Genomic DNA, 23,087 nt, shown 5'->3' on the forward strand with positions numbered 1-23,087 from the left:
GAGGGAAAGCGAGGCTACTCGCCGAGCTTGGGATGCAGCAGCGACGGCGCAGCACCGAGCAGCATCTTGGTGTAGGGGTCCTGAGGGTGCTGGAAGACCTGCTTGGCCTCGCCCTGCTCGACGATCTTGCCGCCATTCATAACGATGATGTCGTCAGAGATATAGCGGACCGTCTGGATGTCATGGCTGATGAACACCATGGCCAGGCCGAGCTCCTTCTTAAGGTCGGTCAGCAGGTTCAGAATCTGCGCGCGGACCGAAACGTCCAGAGCCGAGGTGGGCTCGTCGGCGATGATGGCATCGGGGTTCAACGACAGGGCACGGGCAATTGCGACGCGCTGGCGCTGGCCGCCCGAAAGCTGGCCGGGAAGAACCTCGGCGGCGGAGCTGGGCAGACCGGTGAGCTCCAGGAGCTCCTTGACGCGCTTCTCCTGCTCGGCCTCGGTACCCAGGTTGTGGACGCGCATGGGGTCGAGCAGCTGCTCGCGAACGACCATGCGGGGATTGAGCGCCGTAGCCGGATTCTGGAACACGACCGAGATGACACGGCCCATGTGGCGACGGTCCTCGGCGGTACGCTTGGTTACGTCCTTGCCCTTAAAGTAGACCTTGCCGCTCGTGGGGGCCTGCAGGCCGCACATGACGTTGGCGGTGGTGGACTTACCGCAACCGGACTCGCCGACGATGCCGATCGTCTGACCGGGCATGAGCCTAATCGTTACACCCTGGACGGCGTGAACCAGGTTGGGGTGCAGAATCGAGCCGGTACGGGTCCTAAAGGTGACGTGGACGTCATCAAGGAAGATGATCGGCTCGACGCCGTTGACTGCGGTCTCGCTCATCTACATCACCTCCGCGTGAGGGGTCAAACCATTTGCCTTGAGCACCTCGTCGGGGAGCTCGGAATAGAAGTGCTCGGTGCCGGGCACGCGCTTGAAGACCGGACGGGTGTCCAGGCCAATGCGCGGATGGCTCGAGCGGGGCGCGAAGCGATCGCCCTTGGGGAAATCGCGCGGGCTCGGAACGGCGCCGGGCACCTGGTGCAGACGGCCCGAACCGCTCTCGATGGACAGAACGGAGCCCAGAAGACCGCGGGTGTACTCGTGGATCGGGTTAGTGAGCAGCTCCTTGGTGGGCGCCTGCTCGATAACCTGACCGGCGTACATAACCGTGATGTTATGGGCGACCTCGGCGACCAGCGCCAAGTCATGCGAGACGAAGATCATGGCAAAGCCGAGCTTGGCCTGAAGGTCGTTGAGCAGCTTGATGACCTGCTTCTGGACGGTAACGTCCAGAGCGGTCGTGGGCTCGTCGCAGATGACCAGCTTGGGGTCGCGGGTAAGGGCCATAGCGATCAGGACACGCTGACGCTGGCCACCGGAAAGCTCATGCGGGTAGCTCTCGAGCGTACGCTTGGGGTCGAGGCCCACGAGCTCCAGGAGTTCCTCGGCGCTGCGGGTGCCGCCGCGCTTGGTGAGCTGCTTCATCTGGGCAGAGATGAGCATGGAGGGGTTGAGCGAGGACAGGGCGTCCTGATAGACCATAGCGATATCGGTACCGCGCAGGCCGAACCACTCCTTCTTGCTCATCTTGAGCAGGTCGCGGCCCTCCCAGAGGACCTCGCCGAAAAGGTGCTCGTCATCGTCGGTCAGGCCCATGATGGCCAGCGTGGTGATGGACTTACCGCAACCGGACTCGCCCACCAGGCCCATGGTCTGACCAGGACGGACGTCAAAGTTGACATGGTCGACGACGTTGATATCGCCGTGATGCTCAAACTGAATGCAGAAGTCACGGACCGAGAGAATCGGTTCGACAGACTCGTCGGGCACATGGCGATCGTCACGCTTGAGCTCGACATCGCGCAGGGCGCCAAGGCGAGCGGAGAGGGACTGGGCCTGCTCCTTGTAGGCGCGAACGGGGTCGGAGACCAGCAGGTCGGCCTCGCGACGCTTGGAGGAATCGGTCGGATCCAGGGCGGCGGAGGGAGCAGCGGCCATGGCGTCGGTAATGCCCTCGGAGAGGATGTTGAGCGCCAGGCAGGTGATCATGATGGCCAGGCCCGGGAACAGCGCCTGCCACCAACGGCCGGCGAGCACGCCGCCGCGGGCGTCGGCGAGGATGTTGCCCCAGGTAGCGGTGGGCTCCTGGATACCAGCGCCGATGAAGGTCAGCGAGGCCTCGAAGATGATGGCGTCGGCGACCAGGGTAACGGTGAAGACCATGATCGGGGCGATGCAGTTACGCAGAACATGCTTGATCAAAATCCACGGAGCCTTGGCGCCGGAAACGATGACCGCGCGGACATAGTCCTCGCCGTACTCGGACACGATGTTGGCGCGCACGATACGGGCAATCTGCGGAGTGTACATAAAGCCGATGGCGAAGATGATCGACGGCACGGAGTTGCCCAGGATGGAGACGAAGACGGCCGCGAGGGCGATGCCCGGGATGGACATGATGATGTCCAGGATACGCATGATCGTCTCGGAAACGGCCTTGCGCGAAACCGCCGCAAGGGCGCCCACGACCGAGCCGCAGACCAGAGCCATGGCAGTGGCGCCAAAGCCGATAATCAGCGAGTAACGACCACCGTAGAGCATGCGCGACAGAATGTCGCGACCCTTATCGTCGGTACCGAAGATAAATCCGTTGCCGGGAGCCTGGCGAGCCGTAAAAATCTCGACCGGGCTATAGGGGGCAAGAAGGGGCGCCAGAATCGCAGTCAGGGCGACCAGCACCAACACGACGGCGGCAATCTTAGAAGACAGCGTCATCTTCTTCCAGCCACCGAGCTTGAGCCCCTTGGAGGCAGCCTTCTCGAGCTGCTCGGTTTGCTTCTCTCGAATCTTTACCATAATCTACACCGTCCTGATGCGCGGGTTGATGAGCAGGTAGAGCATGTCAACCACGATGTTGATGATGATGAAGGCAAGAGCAACGACGATAACGACGCCCTGAACCAGGTTCGCCTCGTTGCCCTGAACGCCCTGCAGAATCGCGGTGCCCATGCCGGGGAGGTTGAAGATAACCTCGATGACGACGGCGCCGCCCATGAGGTAACCGATCTTAAGACCGAGGGTGGTGACCGGGGTGATCAGCGCATTGCGAAGAACGTTGATGCCGACGACGACCTTCTCGGGAACGCCGGCGCCGCGAGCCATACGGACATAATCCTTATCGAGCTCCTCGACCATGGCGGTACGCACGATACGAGTCATCTGGCCCGTCAGCGGAAATGCCAAGGCGATAGCGGGCATGATCATACGTCCCAGATAGCCAGCCGGATTCGTGGTGAAGTGAGGCAGAGCACCCGATGCCGGAAGCACCTTAAGGTAGGAAGAGAACAGCAGGATCAACAGAACGGCAAGCCAGAACGACGGGGTTGCCAAGCCGGCGATGGAAAAGACGCGGATCACTTGGTCCGGCCATTTGTCGCGATACAGTGCCGCGATGACGCCGAGTAAAAACGAAACGACCGCACCGATGGCAAGGCCGATGAAGGTCAGCTGCATCGTGACGGGCAGGGCCGTGGAGATGCGCTTGGCAACGGAGTTGCGAGCAGCACCATAGGTGCCCATGTCGCCATGGATCAAATCGCCCATATAGCGCACGTAGCGCACAGGCCAGGGGTCGTCCAGACCATACTTCTCATGGTACTCGGCAACCGCCTCGGGCGAGGCACCGTCACCCAACGCCGTGTAGGCGGGGTCGGTCTTGGAGAACGACATAAGGAAGAACACCAGGACGGTGACGCCCAATGCCATGATCGGCAGCGCCACAAGACGCCTTCCAATCAAACGTAGCAAGTTGTTCACGTTCTCTCCCCTTTCTTTTGTCGGTAGGACCAACTGGTATATGAGTACGGATACTCATTACAAGACCCGAGCGACATCGAGGTCGCCCGGGTCTTTGTTTCAACTATGAGGATACGGTCCCAACGACCGACATCCTGCATACAGACTCAAGCGAGTCTTACGCCTTGACGGTCGCAACGCCCCTGAAGGACATGCTCGTCGTGCCGATGCCCTTGAAGCCATCGAGGGCCTCGCCGTTGGGCGCAGTGGACGGATCGTCCCAGGAAGCGGAGACGGTCTTGACGTGGACAACGGGGTACAGAACGGCGTTGTCGGCAATGATGTCGAAGCACTCGTTCCACTTCTTCTGCTGCTCATCGCCCTCAGCGGCAAGAGCCTCGTCCATGAGACCGTGGAGCTTCTGCCACTCAGCGGACTCCTTCCACGGGCAACGGGTCTGCATCCAGACGTTGTCGCCGTACCACCAGTTGAGCAGCAGGTCGGGGTCGGCGCCGAAGCAGGAAGGATCGCCAGGGGCAAGGAGGATATCGTAGGCCTCGCCGCCGTCGATGGCAGCGTAGGTGGCCGGCGAGGTATCGGTCTGGATGGTCACATCGAAGCCGAGAGCGTCGAGGTCATTCTTGACCTGGGCGGCCATGCCCTTAATCTGCTCGTTGTCGGTGGTGCGCAGGGTAATGGCACCCGGGGTGATGCCAGACTCCTCGATGAGCTTCTTAGCCTTCTTGGCGTCGGTCTTGTACACCGTGGAAGCCTCATGATAGTTGGTGAAGCTCTTGGGCAGGTAGCAGCTGGCAGCGGTGGCAAGGCCGGCGAAGGTGTTGCTGACCATCTTCTCGGTGTCGAGCGCATACATGACAGCCTGACGGACCTTGACGTTGTTCCAAGGCTCCTTGGCGACGTTGAACATGATGAAGCGGGTGCCGAAACCCTGAACGTTATCGATCTTGCAGCCGGCGCTCTCGAGCTGGTCGACGGCGTCAGCGGTAACGAGCTCCATAACGAGCGTGGAGCCCTCCTGCTGAGCGGTAACGCGAGCGGTGGGGTCGGTCAGGATGCTGTACTGGATCTTCTTATCCTCGGCAGCATACTCACCGTTGTACTCGGGGTTGGGAACCAGGGTGATCTCGGTATCGGAGATAGAGTCGTACATCCAGGGGCCGGAGCCGATCGGCTGCTTGGCGCGATCCTCCTCGGTCTGGGTGGCCGGGGTAACGCGGACGATGGCCAGACGATCCTTGAGCAGGGAGAAGTTGGGGACCTTGGTCTTGACCGTCACGGTGCTGGCGTCCTTGGCCTCGATGGACTCGAAGGGCTGGAAGAACGGAGCATAGGTAGCGGAAGCGGCGCAAGCGGTGTAGGAGGCAACGACATCGTCAGCGGTGACCTCGGTGCCATCGGAAAACTTGGCGCCCTTGCGGATGGTGACCTCGAAAGTGGTGTCGTCCACAGACTTGGGATCGTCGGTGGCGAGCTCGTTGAAGGTGCTGTAGTCGTGGTAATCGATGCCGTAGAGGCCCTCGACGACGTGCCAGTTAGCACCCAGGCCCACAGCGGAGCCGGTGCTGGCGGGATCGAAGCTGGACGGAGCGTAAGCGGAACCAGCGGTGATCACGCCGCCGCCACGGTTGGCGGAATCGGTGGAACCGGAAGCGGAACCCTCGTCGCTAGAGCTGCCACCGCAGCCGGTGAGACCAAGCCCTGCGACAGCAGCGACGCTGCCGGTGAGGCCGAGGAACGAACGCCTGGACATACCCTTGTTGATGATGGCCATGTCTTCTCCTATCAATAGAGAATCTTACCCGGGAGCACCTAGACGCGCCCCCGCGCAACTTGCGGACGATATATACCTTACCTACCGACGAACCCAACTGAGGTGCCGCGCTCGGCGACCGATACATACATACGCTTGAACGGTATTTACTACCGTTCACCGAATTCATTGACAAACGATTCGCCAGACAGTATGTATCGACGAGGTGAGATATCAGTCTTCGTCAACCCGAAGGATAGCAGGGTTGTTCACCATGGCTAGTCAAACGTTTTAGCGTTAATTAAACCCGAAATCGGCTGGTAATCGCCGTGAAATACATGATTGAAAAACACGCAATCATGTATATCAGTTGTTTAGAGGCGTGTTTAGTTTTCGGATTGCTTTGCCGCCATCACGGAGCGCTCGGCATTCCACGCAACAAGTGCCTCGTGGACCGCTTTGGCGACATCGGCCGGAACGCCTCGAACTTCTGCAATCTCCTGCTCGCTCGCCGCGCGCAAACGCTTCATCGAGCCAAAATGGCGCATAAGGGCACGTTTTCTGGTGGGCCCCACGCCAGGAACGTCATCGAGTACCGAAACTGTCATGGCCTTGTCGCGCAATTCACGATGGAACGTGATAGCAAATCGGTGGGACTCATCGCGCACCTGTTTAATTAGATAGAGCGAGGCAGACCCGGTCGGCAGCACGACGGGAGTCTCGTCCCAAGGCACAAAAACTTCCTCATCGGCCTTCGCCAAGCCACAAACTGGTATATCGAGCCCAAGAGCCTCAAGTTGCTTGATCGCAGCGGTCAATTGCGGCTTACCGCCATCGACAACGAGCAGATCGGGGCACGAGCCAAAGCGCTCGTCGGCCATGCGCTCGGGAGCATAGCGTCGTCCCAAAACCTCGGACATCGACACGAAGTCGTTTGCCTCATCCAATTCGGCCTGGATTTTAAAACGACGATACTGGCTCTTGTCGGCGCGCCCGTTGGTAAACACCACCATCGAGGCGACCGTAAAGGTGCCATGCAGCGTCGAGATATCGAAGCACTCGATACGCAACGGCGGCGATGGCAGCGCCAACGCACTTTCGAGCTCCAGGAGCGCTTGATTGGTGCGGTCGTCAGCGTACCCCGTTCGCATCATGTAGCGCATGAGGGCATGGCGCGCATTTTTGGATGCCATATCGAGCAGACGGTGCTTTTCGCCACGCTGCGGCCTATGGAGATGGCAGGAACGCTCACGCTTGCCCGCAAGCCACTCCCCCAGCGCCTCCGCATCCTCAAGCTCGACGGAAAGGTTGACCTCAGCTGGAATATCAGCCGTCTCGTCGTAATAGCGCTTAAGAAAGCCCGACTGGAGCTCTTCCTCGTCAACATCAAGACCCTTGTCGAGAACGAACTCGCAGGTGCGAACTGTTCGGCCCTCGCGAACGACGAAGACGCAAGCGGCGGAGATGGTCTCCTCGCGATAGAAACCGATGACATCGATATCGACACTGGAGGGAAAAACGACTTGCTGACGATCGTCCAGACCCCTGATGACCTCCAAACGACGTTTGACGCGTGCCGCGCGCTCAAAGTCGAGCGCCTCAGCGGCATCCGTCATCTCGGAGGTCAGCTCATCGACGACATCCTTGCGATGGCCCGACAAAAAGCGCTCGACACGCTTGACGTTCTTGGCATAGTCTGCCGGGGAAATCGCGCCGACACACGCACCTGGGCCGCGCCCGACATGGTAGTCAAAGCAGGGGCGCCCGTTTTGCGCGCAAATCATATTGACGATGTCTTCCTCGCCCTTGTGGGACTCGACGATACGGCGACAACGACGCCACTCCGCACAGGATGCGGAGCAGATGGGGATAACCTTGCGCAGCGTATCTATCGTCTCACGTGCCGCGCGGCTATCGGTATAAGGTCCAAAATAGCGCGTTCCCGGCTTATGACGCTCACGCGTGTATTTGATAGCGGGATACAGGTCGCCCTTTGTAATGGCGATAAAGGGGTAGCTCTTGTCATCCTTGAGGTCGACGTTAAAGTACGGATGGTACTGACCAATCAAATTGCGCTCGAGCACCAACGCCTCGTGCTCGGTCTCCACCACGATATAGTCAAAGCTCGCCACCAGCTGCATCATTAGCGGGATCTTCTGGCGCTCGTCCTGCAGCGTCACGTACTGACGCATACGGGCGCGCAGGTTTTTCGCCTTGCCCACGTAGATGACATCGCCCTTGGCGTCTTTCCAAAGGTAGCAGCCGGGCTGCGTGGGAACGCGCGAAACCTGCTCGGCAAGCGTTGGAATGTTGTCGTGACCGGCCACGCGCACCTACTTGCGACGAATCAGCGCCGAGACCTCGGGCATCTTAAGGACGACGGCAAGGCCAAAGGTAACAGCAAGCGAGACGACACCCGCAACGCAAACGTAGCCAAGAGTAATCAGAATCGAGCCGCCAAGTGCCCCGACAAAGTGCTCAAGCGCCCACATGACGCCGGCGCCTGCGGCAGCACCCAGGCCACCGAGCAAAAGGCCAAAGAACCCGCCATGCAGGATAGATTTGACCTGAAGACCACGCAGGCGACGACGCAGCCACCACAGCGAGCAACCGACCAAGATCACGTAGTCGACGACATACGAAAGCGCGATTGCCGGCATACCGAAGCCCAGCACAACGCCAAACAGCAAAACCGAGCCGGCCTGGCCGATGGCGGAATACAGGCAATAGCGGCTATAGGGCTTCATGTCGAGCAAGGCAGAGAAGCTCTTCTGCATCAGCACGACCACGCCGTAGAGCGGCAGGGAAAGTGCCAGGTAGATAAGGAACTCCGACACCAGCGCCACACCGGACTCATCGAACTTGCCAGCGCAGTAAATCATGTTGAGCGGACGCGCGAAGACAATCAGGTACAGCGCGAATGGAATCAGGAAGAACAGCATCTGGGCGACGCCACGCGAAATGCCCGTGCGGACGCTGTCGTAATCCTTCTCCTGTGCGTCGTGAGAGAGCTCGGTATAGAGCGCCGTCGAAAGCGAGGCGGCAATCAGCGCGTAGGGCAGCGTGTACCACAGGCGCGCATAGGCGATGACGGAAGGACCAGTCTCGGGCTGGACCACCAGCGCAGCAGCGTTGGTGATAGAAGTCGAGACAAACATGCACACCGTGGCGAGCAGCGTCGGGATACCGAGCGCAATCGTCTGGCGCAGTGCGGGGTCCTTAAAGTCGATATGGATATGGGGATGCACGCCGTGCTTGCCAAGCGCGGGGATCTGACATGCCATCTGAACAAAGACACCGAGGGTCGTACCGGCCGCAATCAAGATGATGCCGGCACGTTCGCCAAACTGTGCGGACACGGGCGCAAAGCCCATAAAGCTCGCAATGACGATCACATTGTTGAGGACCGGGGCAAACGTCGACCAGAAGTAGTCGCGGTGTGCGTTGAGGACGCCCGAAAACACCGAGCCCAAACCATAAAACAGAATCTGGATGGCAAAGAAACGGAACATGAACGCAGCGGTATCCATGCTGCCGCCGTCACCCGAAAGAAACGATTGCGTCCAGATAAAGCCCGGGGCGAACACGGTCCCCAGCAACGAAATGCCACCCAGCACCAAAAGCAGAATGCCGAGCAGGTTGCCCACGTACTCGTTCGAGGCCTCGCGACCCCGCTCACGCCTCACGCCCATGTACACGGGCAAAAACGCCGTCACGAGCATGCCGCCCATCACGAGTTCGTAGAGCATATTGGGCAGGTTGTTGGCGACCTGATAGGAAGACGAGAGCAGCGACATGCCGATAGCGGCCGCCATTGCCCACGTGCGGATAAAACCGGTGACGCGAGACACGATGGTCAGGATGGTCATAAGCCCGGCGGAACGACCAACCGTGGAGTAGTCCGACGAGCCCATGTCGTCAGTGTCATCTCGCGACGAAGAAGCTTCGGATGAGGGTGTCTGAGGCGCAGATTCTTCTGCAAAATGAGCTCCGCGCTTCAATTCTTCCTGCGGCATCGCTCAGTCCTCTCTCGTAATCGCGGCAACCGTCGCCCCGCAAAATGCAATTAAATCATCGGGTGCAAGCTCGAGCTGATAACCACGCTTGCCTCCCGAAATAAAAATGGTATCCCAAAGGACACATGTTTCATCAATGAGCGTCCGGTAGCGCTTTTTCATACCGACCGGACTGCAGCCGCCGCGAACGTAGCCAGTCGCCGCAAGCAAATCCTTCACATGCATCATGGCCAAGGACTTCTCCCCCGCGGCACGCGCGGCGGACTTTAGATCGAGCTCGTCGGCAACAGGGATGCAGCACACAACATGGTCGTTGGACGGCGTCACGCAGACCAAGGTCTTAAATCCTTGACCGGGCTCCTCGCCAAGCTGCTCCGAAATCGCGACCCCCAGGCCCGCCGACTCATCACCATCGTCTTCGTACGTATGTAGAACATAGGAAATGCCGGCGCTTTCCAGCTCGCGCATCGCATTGGTTTTTGGCGTCTTTACAGCCTTTGCCATGACATATCCTTTCCCTCGCATTCGGACGCAAGGATTAAGTATATGTCCAATTCGGCTGCATACGTCACTTCGACACAGCAAGCGCCATCGAATCACAAGGAGTCGATGGCGCCCATAAACTGAATCGCCTATTTATTGAGCATCAAGTTGAGCCTGACGCTCCCGGTCACGCCTGAGCAACGGCGCTAAAAACTTGCCCGTATAACTCTGCGGACAGTCCGCAACCTGCTCCGGTGTGCCCGAAACCACGACGGTTCCGCCGCCGTTACCGCCCTCGGGGCCCATATCGATCAGGCGGTCGGCAACCTTGATGACATCAAGGTTGTGTTCAATCACCAGCACGGTGTTGCCCGCATCGACCAAGCGCTGCAGCACATCGAGCAGCTGGCGGACGTCCTCAAAATGAAGGCCGGTCGTCGGCTCATCCAAAATATAGAACGTCTTGCCCGTCTGGCGTCGATGAAGCTCCTTGGCGAGCTTCACACGCTGCGCCTCGCCGCCCGAGAGCGTCGTAGCGGGCTGGCCCAGGCTCACGTAGCCCAAGCCTACATCGTACAGCGTCTGGAGCTTGCGCTTAATCTGCGGGATATTCCCAAAGAAGGCCAGTGCCTCGGTGACGCTCATGTCGAGCACGTCCGAGATGGTCTTACCACGGTAGGTGACCTCAAGCGTCTCGCGGTTATAGCGTTTGCCGCCGCAGACCTCACAGGGGACATAGATATCGGGAAGGAAGTGCATCTCGATCTTAATTTGTCCGTCGCCCTTGCATGCTTCGCAGCGACCGCCGCTCACGTTAAAGGAGAAACGTCCCGGCGAGTAGCCACGCGCCTTCGACTCCGGCGTACTCGCAAACAGCGCGCGAAGATCATCCCACAGGCCAATGTACGTAGCAGGGTTGGAACGCGGCGTGCGACCAATCGGCGACTGGTCGATGTCGATCACCTTATCGATGCACTCGATACCCTCGAGCTTTTTGTACGGGCCCACAGGACGCGTCGAGCGATGAATGGCATTCGTAAGCGCAGGCGCAATGGTGTCGGTAACCAGGGAGCTCTTGCCCGATCCCGACACGCCGGTAACAACCGTAAGCGTACCAAACTCGATCTTGGCGGTAACGTTTTTGAGGTTGTTGGCGCGGGCGCCCGTGATCTTAAGGCAGCCGCGACCGGGCTTGCGGCGTTCATCGGGAACCCGAATCATTCGCTTGCCGGTCAGGTAGGCACCCGTCATCGAATCGGGGCACGCCATGATATCGGCAGGCGTTCCCGAGGCGACCACGTGTCCGCCGTTCACGCCCGCGCCGGGGCCCATGTCGATCACATAGTCGGCGGCACGGATTGTATCCTCGTCGTGTTCGACGACGATAACGGTATTGCCGATATCGCGTAGGCGCTCAAGCGTCTTGATCAGGCGCTCGTTATCGCGCTGATGAAGACCGATCGAGGGCTCGTCCAGAATATAGAGCACGCCCATGAGACCCGCGCCGATCTGCGTTGCCAGTCGAATACGCTGGGCCTCGCCTCCGGAAAGCGTCGCCGAGGCACGATCGAGCGTCAGATAGTCGAGTCCGACATCGACCAGAAAACGCAGGCGCTCCAGGATTTCCTTGACGATACGGCCGCCGATAAACTGTTGGCGCTCGGTGAGTTCCAGGCCCTCAAAAAACTCGAGCGACTCGCGGCACGATAGGCAGCAGACCTCGTAAATGGACTTACCGCCTACGGTAACGGCGAGCATCTCGGGGCGCAGACGAGCACCATGGCAACTCGAGCACGGCTCCTCGCGGATGTACTTCTCCAAGCGCGCCTTGGTGTTCTCATTCGTCGTCTCGGTATAGCGCTCGTACAGGATATTGCGCACGCCCGAGAACTTGGTGTCCCACTGGCTGCGGCGCCCATCGAGCTTTTGATAGTCGACCGAAATCTTCTGGTCGCCCATGCCGTCTAAAAACGCGCGACGCACCCGCGGAGGCAGATCCTCCCACGGCGTATCGACGCTCACCTTAAAGTGTTTGCAGACCGCAGCGAAAATCTGCGGATAATAGTTAGAGTTGCCAAACAGGCTGCCAAAGACCCCGTCGGCGATCGACTTCGAGGGGTCTTCGATTAGGGCCTCGGCATCGACCGTCTTCTTAAAGCCCAGGCCGTCGCACTCTGGGCACGCGCCATAGGGCGCGTTGAACGAGAAATCACGCGGCTGCAGGTCATCGATGGAGTGCCCATGCTCCGGGCACGCTAACGCCAGCGAATACTCCAGCAACTCGCCTTCGGTCCCCTCGGGAGCGTCGCGGTCGGGCAGCAAGTATACGTTCACATTGCCGTGCGCCAGCGCGGTCGCCTGCTCAACAGACTCGGCGATACGGCCCAGAGAGTTCTCACGGATCACGATGCGATCGACCACGACCTCGATATCGTGCTTGAACTTCTTGTCCAGATCGATCGGATCGTCGAGCGAGCGCACTTCACCGTCGACACGCACGCGGCTAAAGCCCTCGGCGCGAAGGTCCTCAAACAGTTTGGTGTACTCGCCTTTTCGCCCGCGTACCACCGGTGCCAGCACAAACGCGCGGCGGCCCTCCCCCGCCGCCAAGACCTTGTCGGCAACCTGATCGGTCGTCTGACGCTCAATGACACGGCCACATTCGGGACAGTGCGGGGTGCCCACACGGGCGAACAGCAGGCGCAGATAGTCATAAATCTCGGTTACGGTGCCAACCGTCGAGCGAGGGTTTTTAGACGTCGTCTTTTGGTCGATCGACACCGCCGGCGAAAGGCCGTCGATTGAATCCAAGTCGGGTTTGTCCATCTGGCCCAAGAACTGGCGCGCATAACTCGAAAGGCTCTCGACGTATCGACGCTGGCCCTCGGCATAGATAGTGTCGAATGCCAGCGAACTCTTGCCCGAGCCAGAAAGACCGGTAATGACCACGAGTTGGTCACGCGGAATGGAAACATCGATATCACGGAGGTTGTGCTCACGAGCGCCGCGAATAACGATAGAAGAATCAGACATGGAAGCTCCTTGCCTCCTATTGCATCGAATCATACTGCCGATGAGTTTAGCGCACTCGACGCGCACAGATGTTCGTAATACAAGATTCGCAGACCTTTAGCTTTGCGTATCGGGCGCTTTGTTTCTCGAAATGCCGTGGAAAGGTTACAGTAATCTAATACTGAACTTAATTTGCTGTACCAGAGGAACGTCCATGACCGAAGATATCCCCCTTGAAATCACTTCGAGCGACATGGCCAATCTGCCCATATTCATCGCCGTCCTTATCGTGGCCGCCGTCGTCGTGCGCGTGTATTTTTCAATCAAACGCAACGAAAAGCCACCCATTGCCCGCGTCTTTTGGTGCGCGACGCTCCTCATCCCGCTCGGCGTGGTAGCTGCATGGGTTACGAATCAATTGCTCGCAAATGAGGGCAGCTCCCTATGGGTCCTTTCTTATTCGGCGCTCGGTGCCGCCGCCGTCATGCTTCTTGTCGAGCCCTTGGTTTCGGAGCTTATCGACCAAACCGACCTTGCGACGGGAACGGTTGCCTGTATTTGCCGTGACATCCTTGTCATCGCCGCTGTTTCAGCGCTCTCGTTCGTTTCACTCGAAATTGCCTGCAACGAAACGTTCTATCGCATTCCCGCCAACTCATTCGGGTTTTCCGTCGGGCTGCTCGCGACGGTTCTGCTCTCCCTTTATTTGCTGGGACAGCGTCATGGAGGCGTCATGGCTCTCGTGCCCGTCGTCTGCTGCATCCTTGGCATTGCCGAGCACTTCGTCATAACGTTTAAAGGCGAAGCCATCCTGCCAAGCGATATCTTGGCCCTTGGCACCGCAATGGAAGTGAGCGAGGGATACGAGTTTACCTTTACCGCCGGAATCGTAACCTCTCTCGCCCTGCTGGAGATTTCCCTGGGGCTTCTTTCGCTCATCCGACCGCGAAAGCTCCGTACGCCCACCCATGTCTTCCCCGCTATCGCCGCTAACCTCTGTGCTTTTCTGCTAGTGACCGTTGTGGGGCTCTCAGGCTTTTCCAACATCGACTTGGAGCAGGCGCTGGATTTTGGATTTGACCGTTGGCAGCCCATCACCACGTATGCGTCTCAGGGTTTTATCACTTCGTTCACCGAAATGGTCAACGAGTTGCCCATTGAGAAGCCCGAAGACTATACGCCCGATGAGGCGCAGAGCATCGAGCAGGAGCTCGCCGCCGCCTACGACAGCACATATGGCTCGAGCGAGCAGCGCGCGGCGGCCGTTGCCCAGTTCAATGAAATCAAGCCGACGATTGTTGCCGTCATGAATGAGAGTTTTAGCGACCTTTCGTGCTTTGAGCAGCTCCAGGCGGCCGGGTACACCGGCCCCGCATTCTACAACTCGCTTCCCGACACACTTGTTCGCGGCACCATGCTCGCTTCGGTCGCCGGTGGCGGAACGGCGAACTCCGAATTCGAATTTTTGACCGGAGCGACAACGGCCTTTGTCGGATTAGGCAAAATCCCCTATCAGCTGTATCAGATGAATGGCGTCAACAGCCTGGCAAAGGACCTTAAAGAGCTTGGGTATACCACTACCGCTATGCACCCGCAAAACCCCGTCAACTACCATCGAGATAAAATCTATCAGCAGCTTGGCTTTGGAGACTTTCTTTCAATCGGCGATTTCGAAGGTGCGCCCTATTACCATGCCGGCGTATGCGACTATGCCACCTACGACAAGATACTCGACCTGCTCAGAACCGACGAAGCCCCGCAGTTCATCTTAGACGTCACGATGCAAAATCACGGCGGCTACGACTATGGCACCGTTCCCGCCGAAGAGCTGACAAACTATTGGGTCGAGGGAGCCAGTGAGGGTGCCAACAGCGCGCTCAACACCTATCTCACCTGCATCAACGCATCCGACCGGGACCTCGAGTACTTTATCAACGAGCTCCGCAATATCGGCAGACCGGTTGTTCTTGTCTTTTTTGGCGACCATCAGCCGAGCGCCGCAACGACTCTCAACGATGAGCTGTACCCTCAGGAAGATACGGCAAGCCACGCTTTCCGTATCTATCAGTCGACATATCTCGTCTGGGCTAACTATGAGATCGCCGGCAATACCGGGCTCAACGTCTACGACACCGTCGGGGCAAACGAGATTGCAGCCATTACCCTTAATAAGATTGGCGCCCCGCTCACCAATTACCAAAAGGCCCTGCTTGCGACAAGGTCAGATGTGCCCACCATCAATGTCGCCGGCTATCTCGGTGCCGACGGGCTGCGCTACGACTTGGAATCGAAAGACAGCCCCTACGCCTCGACGATCGACAAGCTGCAGCGCATGCAATACCTCGAGTTCGCCAGCAAAGTTCAGTAAGCCCGCCCATTCGCTTGGGCCCATCGTATTGCAAGCACGCTCGGCCCAAACGCATCGCAAATGACTCCCGCTCGCAAACGAGGGTACAATGACGCTCGTGTCACATCGCGGGGCCCCGGCCCCAGCATATACAAAGGAGTCATACATGGATTGCGAACATGCACAGGCCGCCGGCGGACAAACGTCGCCGTCGCAATTTGAGGAGAACACGCTGTCCGAGGTCAAGCGCGTCATCGCCGTGCTTTCCGGCAAGGGCGGTGTCGGCAAGTCATTTGTCACCGGTGCCATCGCCACCGAGCTTGCCCGTCACGGCCACAAGGTCGGCGTCCTCGATGCCGACATCACCGGTCCCTCTATCCCCAAGATGTTCGGTATGAGTGGACGCCACGTCCATGCCCTTGGCAACCTTATGCTGCCCGAAATCTCCGGGCACGGCGTCAAGGTCATGAGCTCCAACCTGCTGCTCCAAAACGAGACCGACCCCGTCCTTTGGCGCGGTCCGGTCATCGCAGGCGCCATTAGGCAGTTCTGGAGCGAGACCTCGTGGGGCCCCATCGACTACCTACTGGTCGACATGCCTCCGGGAACAGGCGACGTCGCGCTCACCGTCTTCCAGTCGCTGCCGGTCGACGGCATCGTCATCGTCACGAGCCCGCAGGATCTGGTCTCGATGATCGTCGCCAAGGCGGTCAACATGGCCGAGAAGATGAACGTCCCCATTCTGGGCATTGTCGAGAACATGAGCTATATTGAGTGCCCCGACTGCGGCAAGAAAATCGAGGTCTTTGGCAAGAGCAAGCTCCCCGAGGTCGCAGAGCGCTATAACCTCGACATCTTGGGCCAGCTTCCCATTAATCCGGCACTCGCCGAGGCCTGCGATAAGGGCGAGGTCGAGACCGCGCTGCCCGATGGCATGTTGCCCAAGGCAGTCTCTGCCGTCGAGGCTATTACCCCGCACGAAACAGACGAGGCCTAAGTGAACGCGAGCGCCCTCTATGACGTCTTGGTAATCGGCGGCGGGGCTTCAGGCCTCGCCGCCGCCATTACGGCCGCACGCGCTGGCAAAAGCGTCTGCATCGTTGAGCGCGATGTCGCCTGCGGCCTCAAGCTCCTTGCGACCGGTAACGGCCGTTGCAACCTCTCCAACGAATCGATTGATCCTCAGCGGTATAACCACCCCGCATTCGTCGAATCCGTCATGGGCCCCCAGCCCGAACAAGAGCTTATGGGTTTCTTCTCCTCGCTGGGCATCATGACAACCTCCGAGGAAGGCCGGCTGTACCCGCGCTCCCTTCGCGCCGAATCGGTGCGCGACGCACTTCTCAACGCTTGCGACCGCCTAGGTATCACCTTAATCTGCGGAGCCAACGCTGCCTCGGCGCACAAAGCTTCCGAAGGCTGGACACTCCAAATAGACCGTCCAGCGCGGGCGCTCAAGGCAAAAAAGCACGATAACCGAAAATCGGAGCTCCGCTCGCTTCGGAAAGCGCTCGCCGATGTCCCTCGCAAGAACGAGGCCCTGCAGGCACATGTTGTAATTATCGCTACGGGCGGCAACCCCACCGGTATCGCCGATACGTTTCGCCTCCCCCTCACTTCGCTGCGCCCCATCCTCTGCCCCGTATCGGCAACGGTCTTTGGCGATCGGGCGGCACTCAAGACGTTGGATGGCCTGCGCGTCCGTGCCCGCTTGACGCTCGCCCACAATCATAATGAGCTCTGGCACGAAGACGGTGAAGTGCTGTTTCGAACCTTCGGTATCTCAGGCGTCGCTGTCTTCAACCTCTCTCGTCGTATCCAGCACGGCGATACGATCCTGCTCGACGTTTTCCCCGACCTCTCCAAAGACGAGTTGCTCGATACGCTCAACCGGCGCGTTGAGCTGCTCGGCGGCTTTTCGCCCCGCGATCCCCGTTGGCTCGACGGCATGCTCGCCCCGCAACTCTCCCGCGTCGTCTGCACAGCGTTCGAGCAGTGCCATCCAGGCTCCAACGATGTCATCCACCTGGTCTCGATCCTCAAGCACTTTAAGTTGCTCGTCAAGGGAACAGCCGAGGAGCGCTCAGCGCAGGTCACGCGTGGTGGCGTATCTGTCGAGAGCATCTCAACACCCAGCCTACGCGCGCGCAGCGTTGTCGACGCCCCGCTTTACGTCTGCGGTGAAGCGCTCGACATCGACGCCGATTGCGGAGGCTTTAACCTTGCGTGGGCCTGGATCTCGGGCATTCGCGCTGCAAGCAGCCTGTAGCCGCGCAGTCTATAATCAAAAACGCATTCGGGCCGTCTGGGATACCGGACGGCCTCTTTCTTGCCTCTAAGGAGACCTCGATGATCGAAATCACCCAAGTCAACGCGTCGCTCGATGAAGCCGACGATGAAAATGCCTGTCTCATTGTTGGCAAGCGAGTCGCCAAGCGCGTCCTACGTTGCAAGGACTCCGAGATCAAGTCCATCGAGCTCCACCGCAAGTCAATCGACGCTCGCAAAAAACGAGACGTCCATTTTATCCTGAGCTTTCGTGTTGAGCTGACTAGTCCCCACCTCGAGCGAGAAGCGGTCGACAGCGTTGCCGAGCGTGACCGCTCGCGCGTACGCGCGATAGAAGACGATGAGCCTTCATTCCCCTCCCCCGCCTCCGACGCACCTCAAGAACGCCCTGTCGTTGTCGGCGCCGGATGCGCCGGCCTTTTCGCTGCGCTTACGCTCGCCGAAGCAGGTCTTAAGCCCTTGCTCATCGAGCGCGGCGACCCGGCATTTCGCCGCTCGCAGGCGATCGACCTCTTTCTAAAGGAGCGCATCCTCGACCCCGAGAGCAATATCCAGTTTGGCCTGGGCGGCGCGGGAACCTTCTCGGACGGCAAACTCAATACGGGAACCAAAAATCCCGCCCATCGCCTTATCCTCGAAACCTTCGTCGAGGCGGGCGCGCCCCGCGATATTCTATGGGATGCCAAGCCGCACATTGGCTCCGACATCCTTCCCACGGTTGTCACCGCTATATCCCAGCGCATCGAGCAGCTCGGAGGTGTCGTCCGTTATCGAACGAAGCTCGTCGACATTCGCATCGACGCGTCTGGCGCCATCACCGGTATTGATGTCCAATCGTCCCAAGACGCCGCTTGCGAGCCAATCGAGACAAATCACCTCATCCTCGCCTGCGGGCATTCTGCTCGCGATATTTTTGAGCTCCTTAAGGGCCACAACGTGGCCCTCGCACAAAAGACCTTTGCCATGGGCGTTCGCATCGAGCATCCGCAGCGCGACATCGACCGAGTCCAATACGGAGCCTCGGCGGGACATCCTGCCCTCGGAGCAGCCCCTTACAAGCTCGTCGCCCATCTTCCCAACGGCCGCAGCGTGTTCTCGTTTTGCATGTGCCCCGGCGGGCAGGTTGTCGCCGCCTCTTCCGAGCAGGGCCACCTGTGCGTCAACGGCGCCAGTCTCAATGCCCGCGGCGGACGCAACGCAAATGCCGCCCTGCTCGTTAACGTCACACCCGAGGACCTTCCCAACGATGACCCACTCGCCGGCATCGAGCTCCAGCGTGCCTGCGAGGCGGCCGCCTATCGCCTGGGCGGTTCCAACTGGAACGCACCGGCACAGCTCGTCGGAGATTTCCTCGCAGGACGTGCCAGCAAGGCGCCCGGAAAGGTAAAGCCCACCTATCCGCTCGGTGTGACCTGGACGGCAATTGACGAAGCCCTGCCGCAGTATATCGTCGAGTCGCTCCGCCTGGGACTTCCCCTACTCGGAAAAAAGCTACGCGGCTACGACCGCCCCGACGCCGTTCTTACCGGCGTGGAGACTCGTTCGAGCTCACCGGTCACTGTCACCCGAGACCGAACGTGCCATGCCGTGTCGACCCCGGGCCTCTATCCTTGTGGTGAGGGAGCTGGATATGCCGGCGGCATCATGAGCGCGGCCACCGACGGCATCCGTTGTGCCGAAGCCCTGATCGCAGACCTCTAACGCACGAATTCCAGCGCGCAAAAGACACAGGCCCCAAGCTCCACAGGGAACTCGGGGCCTGTTCACTATTTCTTAAACCGTGCACCCTGGCGTTTTCTGCCCGATGCGAACGTGGAACCCTTGCGGGCCTGCGAACGTAAGCGCTCGATCGTCTCGTCCTCAGACGCACCCTCGAGCATCGCTCGAATCTGAACGACGGCATCGCGCAGGCGCGCCGCTTCCTCAAAGTCCATGGCAGCAGAAGCGTTACGCATATCCTCTTCCATGGTTTCGACGATCCGCACAAGCTCGTCATGCGGCAGTTCTTCCAACTGCTCCGCAAGTGTCTGCTCGGGCGCCACCGTTTCCGGCACGCCACCCTCGCCCGACTCATCGGGCGTATAGAATGCGCCATGTCCAAGAGAGTCGCCCTTCGAGCGCCCCTTGGAACCCACGGTTTTTTCGGCCTCGGCAATAAAACTTGAGATGTCGTTGATGGCCTTGCGCACCGTCTTGGGCACAATGCCATGCTCTTCGTTATATGCCATCTGAATCTCGCGTCGGCGCTGCGTCTCGTCGATTGCCTCTCTCATCGAATCGGTCACGACGTCTGCATACATAATGACTTCGCCGTCGGCATTACGGGCCGCACGACCAATCGTCTGAATCAGCGAACGGCGGTTGCGCAAAAAGCCTTCCTTGTCGGCATCGAGAATCGCCACCAGCGAGACCTCGGGGAGGTCCAGACCCTCGCGTAGCAGATTGATGCCCACCAGAACATCAATTTTGCCCTCGCGCAGCGTTCGCAGGATTTCGACACGGTCCATCGTCGCCGTATCGGAGTGCATGTAGTTGACCTTAATGCCAGCGTCGAGCAGGTGGTCGGTAAGGTCCTCGGCCATGCGCTTGGTCAGCGTGGTCACCAACACGCGCTCCTTGCGGGCCACGCGCTCGCGAATCTCGTCCTCAAGATCGTCAATCTGGCCCCGGACTGGACGAACGTCGATCTTGGGATCGAGCAGACCGGTCGGTCGAATGATCTGTTCAACATCGTTTTGACTCACGCGCAACTCATAGTCACCCGGCGTGGCCGAAACGTAGATAAACTGCGGAATCCTTGCCTCAAACTCATCGAAGCGAAGCGGACGGTTGTCGAGCGCTGACGGAAGACGAAAACCGTGCTCAACAAGCGTAACTTTGCGCGATCGGTCGCCTTCATGCATACCGCGAATCTGCGGCACCGTCACATGGCTCTCGTCGATGATGCAGAGCATGTCCTTGGGAAAGTAATCAATCAGGGTAAACGGCGGCTCGCCCGGCTTGCGCCCGTCCAAATGACGCGAGTAGTTCTCAATGCCGTTGCAAAAACCCATGGTCTCGAGCATCTCGAGATCATAATCGATACGCTGCTGCAGGCGTTGTGCCTCGAGCAACTTGTCGGTCGCCTTGAGCTCGGCCACACGCTTCTCGCACTCTTCGCTGATCGATTTCAGAGCCGCCTTGACCTTGGGCTTCTCGGTCACGTAGTGCGAGGCCGGCCACACGGGAATAGCCTCGTACTCACGAAGCATCTCGCCGGTGACCTCGTCGATCTCGGCAATCAGTTCAACCTCGTCACCAAAGAACTCAAACCGCAACGGATGCTCCGCATAAGGCGGATACACGTCGACAACATCGCCGCGCACGCGGAACGTGCCGCGTGCCAGGTCATAGTCATTGCGATCATATTGAATGTCGATGAGCGCATGGATAAAGTCATCGCGCTCGAGCGGCACCTTCTTGTCGACGTTCGGCGCCAAGCCTGCATAGTCCTCGGGAGAACCGATGCCATAGATACACGAGACCGATGCGACGACGATCACATCTCGTCGAGATAGCAGCGATGCGGTCGCCTGATGTCGCAGCATCTCGACCTCTTCGTTAATCGAGGAATCCTTCTCGATATACGTATCACTCTGCGGTACATATGCCTCAGGCTGATAATAGTCGTAGTACGAGACGAAGTAGACCACGGCATTGTTGGGAAAGAATTCTTTGAGCTCGCTCGCGAGCTGGGCGGCGAGGGTTTTATTGGGAGCCATGACCAGCGTCGGCTTACCGAGAGCTTCGATGGTCTTGGCCATGGTAAAGGTCTTGCCCGAACCAGTCACGCCCAGCAAAACCTGATAGCGATCTCCGTCCCTCACGCCCTTCACAAGCGACTCAATGGCCTTAGGCTGGGAACCAGCGGGCTCGTATGGAGACACGACCTCAAACGGCACCTCAGAGCCCTCAACGCCAAAACGTTTGAGCTCTCCTCCAACACGCTCAACTTCAAATTCCGCCATGGATACTCCTAACTCATATATCTGCAGTATACGCAGGCGGCAGGCATTGTCCTATACGAACCGATCGGGATAGAGGGTCTTGTAGCGAACCCAGGCATTATTGACACGAATCAGATACGCCTGCGTCTCGGGAAAGGTGATTGCATTATGAAGCGACGTGCTCTGCTGCGCCCATCCGTCGACATTGCCCATGCCGGCGTTATATGCAGCAATAGCGCTATCCGTGGAACCGTTGAAATACGTTAAGAGGTACGAGAGGTACGCACAGCCAAACTCGATATTCGTAGCGGGATCGTTAAGATCGTCGGCTGAATACTCGCTACCATCGACAAGACCCTTGGCAATCATATCTTGGGCAGTCTCGGGCATCAGCTGCATCAATCCCTGAGCGCCTTGATTCGACTCAGCCTCGGGATCCCAATTCGATTCCGACTTTATGACAGCACACACCAGATACGGATCAAGATTGTGCGAAATACTCGACTGCTTTACGTACGCCTCGTAGTCAATTGGATACAAAGGCTTAAAGAAGGCGGCAGGGGCATTCGAGTAGACGAGCGAAATAAGGCCGAAGACAAACATAACGGCAAGTGGCGCCACGCGATACCACGTAAAGAAACGTGTCTTAGGCATCGGCCTCCTCCTTATCCACTTCATCCCCGAAGCCATGGCGCGCAAGCCATGCGTCCAGTTGTTCATAGAGCGAGTTATCGCCTGCCGCATTATCGATTACCGTCGTAGCGAGATGGCAAAGCGAAGCCTCATCGGGTTGGCATGCAGAGCGCGCATCAAAATCAGAGGACTCCATACCACGATGGATGGCACGCTCGCGACGAACTGCTAAAGGAGCGCTGATTACCAGAATTTCATCAGCCAGGCCAAAAGCATCCTCAAAACCAGTCGGGGCAGAAACCTCGACAACCGCAAAGGGATAACGGGGGGACGAAACCGTGCAGCAAACCGGATCAAGAATCCTCAGTGACAGCTGTTCGATGAGAACCGGATGAACGATGCCATTGAGCCGCGCAACTGTATCAGGAGAGGCGAAAGCTCGAGTAGCGAGGACATTGCGGCGAATGCCGCCCTCCTCGTCCAGAATGTCCCAACCAAATTCTTCCGCGAGAGCATTGACGATATCGGAGCCTGGCACATACAGCGATTTGGCAAGCTCATCCAGATCGATAAGCATGGCGCCATGAGATTCAAGATAGCGGCAGGCAGTCGACTTACCCGAAGCAATATTGCCCAAGACAAAAACGGTAAACATCAAGTCCTCCCTAACGCCAATGGGAGTTATTATCGCGCAAATACAAAAGAAGGAGGTACCGTCAAGATTCTTTCGCAAATTGATCGAGGCGGCCTCGG

General features: G+C 58.8%; 15 protein-coding genes. 4 read left to right on the forward strand and 11 right to left on the reverse strand.

Features of this window, described 5'->3' with window-relative positions; genetic code table 11:
• Positions 1-14 precede the first annotated feature (14 nt).
• From DWZ15_RS02205 to uvrA, 8 genes are all read right to left on the reverse strand, one after another.
• Entirely contained in the window at positions 15-842 is an 828-nt protein-coding gene (locus tag DWZ15_RS02205; protein ID WP_089573612.1) for an ABC transporter ATP-binding protein, read from the reverse strand.
• The gene (locus DWZ15_RS02210; RefSeq protein ID WP_118449103.1) at positions 843-2,858 is read right to left on the reverse strand and encodes a dipeptide/oligopeptide/nickel ABC transporter permease/ATP-binding protein; all 2,016 of its coding nucleotides are present in this window, start codon (positions 2,856-2,858) and stop codon (positions 843-845) included.
• A gap of 3 nt (positions 2,859-2,861) precedes the next feature.
• Complete coding sequence (locus DWZ15_RS02215) at positions 2,862-3,818, reverse strand: ABC transporter permease (protein WP_055251823.1); 957 nt, start codon at positions 3,816-3,818, stop codon at positions 2,862-2,864.
• A 157-nt stretch (positions 3,819-3,975) separates the two neighbouring features.
• Positions 3,976-5,589 (reverse strand): ABC transporter substrate-binding protein, encoded by a 1,614-nt coding sequence (locus tag DWZ15_RS02220; protein WP_035138897.1) that lies wholly within the window; start codon positions 5,587-5,589, stop codon positions 3,976-3,978.
• Between the two features lie 365 nt (positions 5,590-5,954).
• The gene (gene uvrC / locus DWZ15_RS02225; protein ID WP_233544604.1) at positions 5,955-7,895 is read right to left on the reverse strand and encodes an excinuclease ABC subunit UvrC; all 1,941 of its coding nucleotides are present in this window, start codon (positions 7,893-7,895) and stop codon (positions 5,955-5,957) included.
• Between the two features lie 6 nt (positions 7,896-7,901).
• Positions 7,902-9,482, reverse strand: coding sequence for a murein biosynthesis integral membrane protein MurJ (gene murJ / locus DWZ15_RS02230; RefSeq protein WP_117862275.1), 1,581 nt, complete (start codon positions 9,480-9,482; stop codon positions 7,902-7,904).
• Between the two features lie 105 nt (positions 9,483-9,587).
• On the reverse strand, positions 9,588-10,088 hold the full coding sequence (gene ybaK, locus DWZ15_RS02235) for a Cys-tRNA(Pro) deacylase (RefSeq protein WP_117746693.1): 501 nt from the start codon (positions 10,086-10,088) through the stop codon (positions 9,588-9,590).
• 132 nt (positions 10,089-10,220) lie between these two features.
• Positions 10,221-13,100: an excinuclease ABC subunit UvrA gene (gene uvrA, locus DWZ15_RS02240; RefSeq protein WP_118449107.1), complete on the reverse strand. Its 2,880-nt coding sequence runs from the start codon at positions 13,098-13,100 to the stop codon at positions 10,221-10,223.
• 193 nt (positions 13,101-13,293) lie between these two features.
• Here uvrA and DWZ15_RS02245 point away from each other — a divergent pair, with 193 nt between their 5' ends.
• From DWZ15_RS02245 to DWZ15_RS02260, 4 genes are all read left to right on the forward strand, one after another.
• Complete coding sequence (locus DWZ15_RS02245) at positions 13,294-15,447, forward strand: LTA synthase family protein (RefSeq protein ID WP_158572477.1); 2,154 nt, start codon at positions 13,294-13,296, stop codon at positions 15,445-15,447.
• 145 nt (positions 15,448-15,592) lie between these two features.
• Positions 15,593-16,423, forward strand: a complete 831-nt coding sequence (locus tag DWZ15_RS02250; protein WP_118449112.1) for an Mrp/NBP35 family ATP-binding protein — start codon at positions 15,593-15,595, stop codon at positions 16,421-16,423.
• On the forward strand, positions 16,424-17,695 hold the full coding sequence (locus DWZ15_RS02255) for an NAD(P)/FAD-dependent oxidoreductase (protein WP_118449114.1): 1,272 nt from the start codon (positions 16,424-16,426) through the stop codon (positions 17,693-17,695).
• Between the two features lie 80 nt (positions 17,696-17,775).
• A complete protein-coding gene (locus DWZ15_RS02260) occupies positions 17,776-19,416 on the forward strand; it encodes an NAD(P)/FAD-dependent oxidoreductase (protein ID WP_118449116.1) in 1,641 nt (546 codons plus the stop codon).
• A gap of 65 nt (positions 19,417-19,481) precedes the next feature.
• Here the strand turns inward: DWZ15_RS02260 and uvrB are convergent, their stop codons facing one another.
• The 3 genes from uvrB to coaE all read right to left on the reverse strand — a co-directional run.
• Positions 19,482-21,722, reverse strand: coding sequence for an excinuclease ABC subunit UvrB (gene uvrB, locus DWZ15_RS02265; protein WP_118449118.1), 2,241 nt, complete (start codon positions 21,720-21,722; stop codon positions 19,482-19,484).
• 51 nt (positions 21,723-21,773) lie between these two features.
• Positions 21,774-22,355, reverse strand: coding sequence for a lytic transglycosylase domain-containing protein (locus DWZ15_RS02270; protein ID WP_118449120.1), 582 nt, complete (start codon positions 22,353-22,355; stop codon positions 21,774-21,776).
• Positions 22,348-23,087: dephospho-CoA kinase (coaE, locus tag DWZ15_RS02275; RefSeq protein WP_233544605.1), on the reverse strand; the 740-nt coding region annotated here is incomplete at its 5' end. The genes coaE and DWZ15_RS02270, both read right to left, overlap by 8 nt.

The sequence above is a fragment of the Collinsella sp. AF29-7AC genome, from assembly GCF_003475665.1.
GTDB lineage: Bacteria > Actinomycetota > Coriobacteriia > Coriobacteriales > Coriobacteriaceae > Collinsella.

Excerpts from the sequence above, each read along its gene's own strand:
- DWZ15_RS02220 (WP_035138897.1), bottom strand. The coding sequence starts at position 5,589 with ATGGCCATCATCAACAAGGGTATGTCCAGGCGTTCGTTCCTCGGCCTC.
- uvrA (WP_118449107.1), bottom strand. The coding sequence starts at position 13,100 with ATGTCTGATTCTTCTATCGTTATTCGCGGCGCTCGTGAGCACAACCTC.
- DWZ15_RS02245 (WP_158572477.1), top strand. The coding sequence starts at position 13,294 with ATGACCGAAGATATCCCCCTTGAAATCACTTCGAGCGACATGGCCAAT.
- murJ (WP_117862275.1), bottom strand. The coding sequence starts at position 9,482 with ATGGGCTCGTCGGACTACTCCACGGTTGGTCGTTCCGCCGGGCTTATG.
- DWZ15_RS02210 (WP_118449103.1), bottom strand. The coding sequence starts at position 2,858 with ATGGTAAAGATTCGAGAGAAGCAAACCGAGCAGCTCGAGAAGGCTGCC.
- DWZ15_RS02270 (WP_118449120.1), bottom strand. The coding sequence starts at position 22,355 with ATGCCTAAGACACGTTTCTTTACGTGGTATCGCGTGGCGCCACTTGCC.
- ybaK (WP_117746693.1), bottom strand. The coding sequence starts at position 10,088 with ATGGCAAAGGCTGTAAAGACGCCAAAAACCAATGCGATGCGCGAGCTG.
- DWZ15_RS02260 (WP_118449116.1), top strand. The coding sequence starts at position 17,776 with ATGATCGAAATCACCCAAGTCAACGCGTCGCTCGATGAAGCCGACGAT.
- DWZ15_RS02250 (WP_118449112.1), top strand. The coding sequence starts at position 15,593 with ATGGATTGCGAACATGCACAGGCCGCCGGCGGACAAACGTCGCCGTCG.
- uvrB (WP_118449118.1), bottom strand. The coding sequence starts at position 21,722 with ATGGCGGAATTTGAAGTTGAGCGTGTTGGAGGAGAGCTCAAACGTTTT.
- DWZ15_RS02205 (WP_089573612.1), bottom strand. The coding sequence starts at position 842 with ATGAGCGAGACCGCAGTCAACGGCGTCGAGCCGATCATCTTCCTTGAT.